This window comes from Blastococcus sp. SYSU D00695 (genome assembly GCF_054050555.1).
Map to the genome: position 1 here is coordinate 83,561 of NZ_JBJGZP010000019.1, position 6,265 is coordinate 89,825.

7 protein-coding genes are annotated in these 6,265 nt (G+C 76.4%); 4 read left to right on the plus strand and 3 right to left on the minus strand.

Annotation, left to right across the window (positions count from 1 at the left end):
* The first annotated feature begins 5 nt into the window (after positions 1–5).
* Entirely contained in the window at positions 6–347 is a 342-nt protein-coding gene (locus ACI781_RS13690) for a cupin domain-containing protein (protein ID WP_456566660.1), read from the plus strand.
* A 54-nt stretch (positions 348–401) separates the two neighbouring features.
* Here the strand turns inward: ACI781_RS13690 and ACI781_RS13695 are convergent, their stop codons facing one another.
* Positions 402–1,025 (minus strand): maleylpyruvate isomerase family mycothiol-dependent enzyme, encoded by a 624-nt coding sequence (locus ACI781_RS13695; RefSeq protein ID WP_456566661.1) that lies wholly within the window; start codon positions 1,023–1,025, stop codon positions 402–404.
* 182 nt (positions 1,026–1,207) lie between these two features.
* Between ACI781_RS13695 and ACI781_RS13700 the strand changes: the two genes are divergently transcribed.
* Positions 1,208–1,675 carry a MarR family winged helix-turn-helix transcriptional regulator gene (locus ACI781_RS13700; RefSeq protein ID WP_456566662.1) on the plus strand — a complete coding sequence of 156 codons (468 nt, stop codon included), beginning with the start codon at positions 1,208–1,210 and terminating at the stop codon, positions 1,673–1,675.
* A 21-nt stretch (positions 1,676–1,696) separates the two neighbouring features.
* Here ACI781_RS13700 and ACI781_RS13705 read toward each other — a convergent pair whose 3' ends face one another.
* Complete coding sequence (locus tag ACI781_RS13705; protein WP_456566663.1) at positions 1,697–2,143, minus strand: CBS domain-containing protein; 447 nt, start codon at positions 2,141–2,143, stop codon at positions 1,697–1,699.
* Positions 2,144–2,315: 172 nt separating this feature from the next.
* Here ACI781_RS13705 and ACI781_RS13710 point away from each other — a divergent pair, with 172 nt between their 5' ends.
* A complete protein-coding gene (locus tag ACI781_RS13710; RefSeq protein WP_456566664.1) occupies positions 2,316–4,763 on the plus strand; it encodes a molybdopterin oxidoreductase family protein in 2,448 nt (815 codons plus the stop codon).
* The gene (locus ACI781_RS13715) at positions 4,760–5,242 is read left to right on the plus strand and encodes a hypothetical protein (RefSeq protein WP_456566665.1); all 483 of its coding nucleotides are present in this window, start codon (positions 4,760–4,762) and stop codon (positions 5,240–5,242) included. Before ACI781_RS13710 ends, ACI781_RS13715 begins: the two co-directional genes overlap by 4 nt.
* Here the strand turns inward: ACI781_RS13715 and ACI781_RS13720 are convergent.
* On the minus strand, positions 5,235–6,131 hold the full coding sequence (locus ACI781_RS13720) for an NAD(P)H-dependent flavin oxidoreductase (RefSeq protein WP_456566666.1): 897 nt from the start codon (positions 6,129–6,131) through the stop codon (positions 5,235–5,237). The two genes, ACI781_RS13715 and ACI781_RS13720, sit on opposite strands and share 8 nt — an antisense overlap.
* Positions 6,132–6,265 lie beyond the last annotated feature (134 nt).

Here is a 6,265-nt window from a genome sequence, read left to right on the forward strand (position 1 = left end):
CCACGATGATCGACGTCAACCCGCTGGACCTGGACCTCTTCCCCCTCGGCGTCGTCGACGGCGCCACGGCCGGCGACCCGCAGCACTCCGCCGCGGTCATCGCCGAGCAGGACGGGCTGCGCTGCGGCACCTGGCGCGTCACCCCGGGCGAGTTCCCCTGGGCCTCGGCCAACGGCGAGATGTTCCACGTCATCGAGGGCGAGGGGACGATCACCGACCACAACGGCGACGTCCACGAGATCGCCCCGGGCAAGGTCTTCTACCAGCCGGCCGGGACCACCGTGCACTGGAAGGTCACCAAGACCATCCGCAAGAGCTTCGCCGTCCCCACCGCCGCCCAGGCCTGACGCCGGGTCCCGGGTGCCGCCGGCCGGATCGGCCGGCCGCACCCGGGGCGCGGGTCAGCCCGTCGCCGCCAGCCGGGCCACGCCGGCCCCCTCGAGGTCGGCCAGCGCCGGCCGCCGGCCGCACACCGCGAGCAGCAGCGACAGGGCCGGGCCGCGCACCTCGGGGCCGCTGCCGACGGACAGGTCGGCGTCGGTCGCCGTCAGCCGGACGCGGGACACCAGCTCCCGGGCGCCACCCCGTGACGACGGGGTGCGCACCTGCAGCCGCAGCGACCGCAGGACCACCTCGGGCGGGTACGCGCGGGTCAGCCCCAGCGGACGGCGGACGTCCTCGCCGTGGACGACCTCCTCCACCAGCCGGCTGTCCAGCGGTGCCGGCGGGGTCGAGCGGCGGGAGGCGACCCGGCGCAGCTCCGCCAGGGTGTCTCCCGGTGTCGGGCCCCGGGAGCGCTGCACGCCGCGGGCGTTCTGGCGGTCGAAGTCGAAGCCTGCCCGGGCCAGCCCGGCGACGAAGCCGAGGCGCGTCGTCCGGGCCGAGTCGACCAGGTGGGCGGCCACGTCGTGCACGGTCCACCCCGCGCACATCGACGGCTCCTCCCAGCGGGCGTCGGCCAGTCGTCCCAGGTCGTCGATCAGTGCGGCACGCTCGGCGTGCACCCACGACCACACGTCTCCCACAGGTCCTCCGTCGTCGGGAAGGGACATCGGGGGGACAGACCCGTGCCGGACGCGGAACTGATCGGCCCCGGGGGAGGACGGGTGGGAACGGGCGCACCCCCGTCCGCCGGGTGAGCCCGCCGGCGCGGCACGGCACCATGGGGACCCCGGCGACGCGGCGTCGCGCCGGGGGAGGAGGACACGTGGAGCACCCGGGCGACGCGGAGCGGACGGCCCCGGCCGACGACGTCGTGCTGGCCGCGCTGCGGCTGGCGACGGGCATCTCCATCGAGGCGGCCGACGAGATCGGCACGCTCTCCACGGTGCAGCTGCGGGCCGTCACCGTGCTCGCCCAGCGCCCCGGCGCCAACCTCGGCGAGCTCGCGCAGGGGATGGCCGTCTCCCTGTCGGTGACCAGCCGGCTGGTCGACCGGCTCGTGGCCGCCGGCCTCGCCGAGCGCCGTCCCTCGCCCACCAGCGGCCGGGAGATCAGCCTGTGGCTCACCCCCGACGGCGAGCGGGTGCTGCGCCGCTACGACGACCTCCGGCTGGCGAAGGTGCACGCCCGGCTGCACGACCTGCCGCCGGACCGCGCCGGCGCGGTCGCCTCGGCGCTGGAGCACCTGGTCGCCGCGCTCGGCACCTCCGTCGGAGCGCCCGGCCGGTCCTGACCACCCCGCAGGGGTCCGCGTTCAGCGCGCCCGGCCGGCGGCCCGCGCGCGGGCGGCGATCCCGGCGTCGCTGCAGAACCCGTCCCGGCGCCGTTTCAGGCAGACCAGGCCCAGCAGCCGGCCGTCGTCGTCGACCACCGCCAGGCGGCGCACCCCCTCGGCGAGCAGCCGGCGGTGCACCGCGGCCAGTGGCTCGGCGGGGGAGACCGTGCGCCCGGCCAGCCGGGAGAGCCCCAGCGCGGGGGTGGAGGGCGGCGCGTCGGGCGGCAGGTCCTCGCGCAGCAGCGTCCCGCGCAGCCGGCCGCCGTCGGTGAGCAGCGCCATGACGACGTGGTCGTCGGCGAGCACCGCGCGGACGTCGGCCACCGAGGCCGTGGCCGGCAGCACCTTGGGCATGCGGACCATCACCTCGCCGACCAGCGGTCCGGGAGCCGCCGCGCCCTGAGGGGCAGGGCCGGCCGGTGACATGGGCCCGGTCTAGCGCGTTTCCCCCGGGGTCCGCAACCGGACCCGCGGTGTCGCGCCGCAGGACAGGCGGCCCACCCGATCCCTTGCCACACTGCAACTGTCAGGGTGCGCCCGGCCGGGCGGCACCGGGTCGGGCGGGCGTTCCGCGCGCGCCCCGCGGGAGGGAGCGCCAGTGGCTCGGGTGGACCGGATCGCGGAACCGTGGGGGAGCAGGACGCCGTACGGGCCGGGGGAGACCTGGCCGACGCGGGTGGACTCCCACCTGGCGGGCGACCTCACCGAGGACGACGTGGACCGGTGGGTGCAGTCGGCGACGATCCTGCACTCCAACGGCGACGGCCTGGACATCGCGGTGAAGGACGGCCGCATCGTCGGCGTCCGGGGCCGTGCGGTGGACCGGGTCAACCACGGCCGGCTGGGTCCCAAGGACCTGTTCGGCTGGCAGGCGAACAACTCCCCGGACCGGCTGACGCGGCCGTTGATCCGGCGGGACGGGGAGCTGGTCGAGTGCGACTGGGACACCGCGATGGACGCCGTCGCCGGGCGGTGCCGGGAGCTGCTCGACGAGCAGGGGCCGAGCGCGATCGGCTTCTACACGACGGGGCAGCTGTTCCTGGAGGAGTACTACACGCTGGGGCTCATCGCGCACGGCGGGATCGGCACCAACCACGTCGACGGCAACACCCGGCTGTGCACCGCGACGGCGGCGGCGGCGCTGAAGGAGACGTTCGCCTGCGACGGCCAGCCCGGCTCCTACACCGACGTCGACTCCGCCGACGTCATCTGCCTGTACGGGCACAACATGGCCGAGACCCAGACGGTGCTGTGGACCCGCATCCTCGACCGGCTCGCCGGGCCGAACCCGCCGCAGGTCGTCTGCGTCGACCCGCGCGAGACCCCGGTGGCACGGGCCGCGACGGTGCACCTGGCGCCGCGGCCGGGCACCAACGTGATGCTGATGAACGCGCTGCTGCACGAGATCATCGGCAACGGCTGGATCGACCGGGAGTACATCGAGGCGCACACCGTGGGCTTCGACGAGCTCGCCGAGCGGGTGCAGGACTACCCGCCCGAGGTCGCCGCCGAGGTGTGCGACGTCCCGGCCGCCGACATCCGGGCGGCGGCCCGGATCATCGGGCACGCCGAGCGGCTGCTCTCCACCGTGCTGCAGGGCTTCTACCAGTCCCACCAGGCCACCGCGGCCGCCGTCCAGGTCAACAACGTCAACGTCGTCCGCGGCATGCTGGGGCGGCCGGGCTGCGGGATCCTGCAGATGAACGGCCAGCCCACCGCGCAGAACACCCGCGAGGCCGGTGCGGACGGCGACCTGCCGGGCTTCCGCAACTGGTCGAACGACGCGCACGTCGCCGACCTCGCGCGGATCTGGAACGTCGACCCGATGGACATCCCGCACTACTCGCCGCCCACCCACGCGATGCAGATGCTCCGCTACGCCGAGGAGGGGTCGATCCGGTTCCTCTACGTCACCGGCACCAACCCGGCGGTCTCGCTGCCCGAGCTGGCGCGGATCCGGTCGATCCTGGCGCAGGAGCGGCTGTTCCTCGTCGTGCAGGACCTCTTCCTGTCCGAGACGGCGCAGCTGGCCGACGTCGTTCTCCCGGCCGCGACGTGGGGGGAGAAGACCGGGACGTTCACCAACGTGGACCGCACCGTGCACCTGTCGGAGAAGGCGGTCGACCCGCCGGGGGAGGCGCGCCCTGACCTGGACATCCTCGTCGACTTCGCCCGGCGCCTGGACCTGCGCGACAAGGACGGCGCCCCGCTGGTGACGTGGTCCGACGCCGAGGGCGCGTTCGAGGGGTGGAAGGAGTGCTCGAAGGGGCGGCCGTGCGACTACAGCGGGCTGTCCTACGACAAGCTCCGCGGCGGCAGCGGCATCCAGTGGCCGGTCACCGAGGAGCACCCCGACGGGACCGAGCGCATCTACGTCGACGGGCGGTTCTGGGCGCAACCGGAGTACTGCGAGAGCTACGGCCGCGACCTCGTCACCGGTGCTCCGCTGGACGAGACCGAGTACCGGGCACTCAACCCCACCGGCCGGGCGGTGCTCAAGGCCGCGGAGTACCTGCCGCCGCACGAGCTGGTCAGCGAGGACTTCCCGTTCCAGCTGATCACCGGCCGCACGCTGTACCACTTCCACACCCGCACCAAGACGGGCCGGGCGCCGCAGCTGCAGGCCGCCGCGCCCGAGGTGTGGGTGGAGCTGTCGGCGTCCGACGCCGCCGACCGCGGCTGGGCCGAGGGCGACCTGCTCGAGGTGAGCACGCCGCGCGGCCGGGTGAAGGCGGCGCTGCGGATCAGCGGCATCCGGCCGGGGGTGGCCTTCCTGCCGTTCCACTACGGCTACTGGGACACCGCCGGCGGGCACGAGCCGGACGGGGCCGGGAGGGCGGCCAACGAGCTGACCCTCACCGACTGGGACCCCTGCTCCAAGCAGCCGATCTTCAAGACCGCGGCCGCGGCGGTGCGGCGGCTGGCCGCCGGCGACGGCCCGTCGTCCGCCCCCACGACCACCGGCTCGCGGCCGGTGGCCGCGGACGTGCCGCCCACCCGCGGCGGGGACGCCGCGCTGGCCACCGAGCAGGGAGGTGCGCGGTGAAGCTGGGTCTGGCGATCGAGGAGCTGCACCGGTCGGAGAACCACCTGGCGCGTGTGCTGCTGGCGGTCTCCGACCGGCACAAGGCCGACCACGAGGTCTTCCACGTCGCCCGCGACATCGCCGGCTGGTCGCAGCGGCACGTGACCGAGCTGGCCCGCATCGGGGCCGACTTCGACCTGGAGCTCGACCCGGACCCGGAGGGCGAGCCCGGCATCCTGGAGAGGGTCCAGCAGGTCACCTCCGACCTGCTCGGTCGCCGGCCCGAACCGGGGCTGCTGCTGCTCGCCGACCTGCGGCACGTGCACCGGGAGGCCGCCGGGGTGTCGCTGGACTGGGAGCTGCTCGGCCAGGCCGCGCAGGGCGCCCGGAAGCGGGAGCTGCTGGAGCTGGCCGAGCGCTGTCACCCCGACACCCTGCGGCAGATGCGCTGGGCCAACGCCAAGCTCAAGGAGTCCGCGACCCAGGTCCTCGTCAGCTGAGCGGGGCCCACCGGGCCAGCAGCCGGCCGGCGCCCTCGGCGAGGTCCCGGACGACCTCGCCCGCCGGCCGCGCGGAGGCGACCAGCCCGACGCCCTGACCGGCGTCGACCTCGGCGGTGTCCCCGCCGGAGAGGGCCGCGGGGCGCAGCACCCGCTGCGGGAACCGCGCCGGCCACGGGTAGCCGTGCGCGCGGTCGAAGGCGTCGGTCGTCGTCGTGTCGGTCTCGCCGGCAGCCAGCAGGGCCCGCCGGGCCGGCTCCCCGGTCAGCGCCTCGGGGCACGCGGCGAACAGGGTGCCGATCCAGGCGCCCGCGGCCCCGGCGGCGAGCACGGCGGCCAGCCCCCGGGCCGAGGAGATGCCGCCGGCGGCGAGCACCGGCACGTCCACCCGGTCCAGGACGGTGGCCAGCAGCGGCAGCGTCCCCACGGCCGGGTCCCCGTGGCCGCCGCCCTCGGCGCCGCGGGCCACCAGCACGTCGACGCCCGCCGCCGCGGCCTGCTCGGCCTCCGCGGCGGACGCGACCTGGGTGGCGGTGCGGACGCCGGCGTCGTGCGCCCGGGCGACCCAGTCGGTCGGCGGTCCGAAGCTCACCGCCAGCAGCGCCGGCCGCGCGGCCAGCGCCGTGTCGAGCAGACCGGGCTCGGCGCGCAGCACCCAGTCGACCAGCCCGATGCCGACGGGCCGGTCGAGCCCGCGCAGGTGGCGCAGCTCGCCCGACAGCCGGGCCGCGGACCCGGTGCTGCCCATGCCGATCATCCCGAGCCCGCCCGCCCGGCTGACCGCGGCGGCCAGCCGGCCACCGGCCGCCCCGCCCATCGGGGCGTTCAGCACGGGCACGGTCAGCCCGAGCGACCGCGCCCACTCCGTCGTCACCGCCGTCACCGGCACCGCCCGCCTCGTCCCGTCGTCCCCGGGGGGGGGGGGGGGGGGGGGGGGGGGGGGGGGGGGGGGGGGGGGGGGGCGGGGGGCGGGGGGGGGGGGGGGGGGGGGGGGGGGGGGGGGGGGGGGGGGGGCGGGGCCGC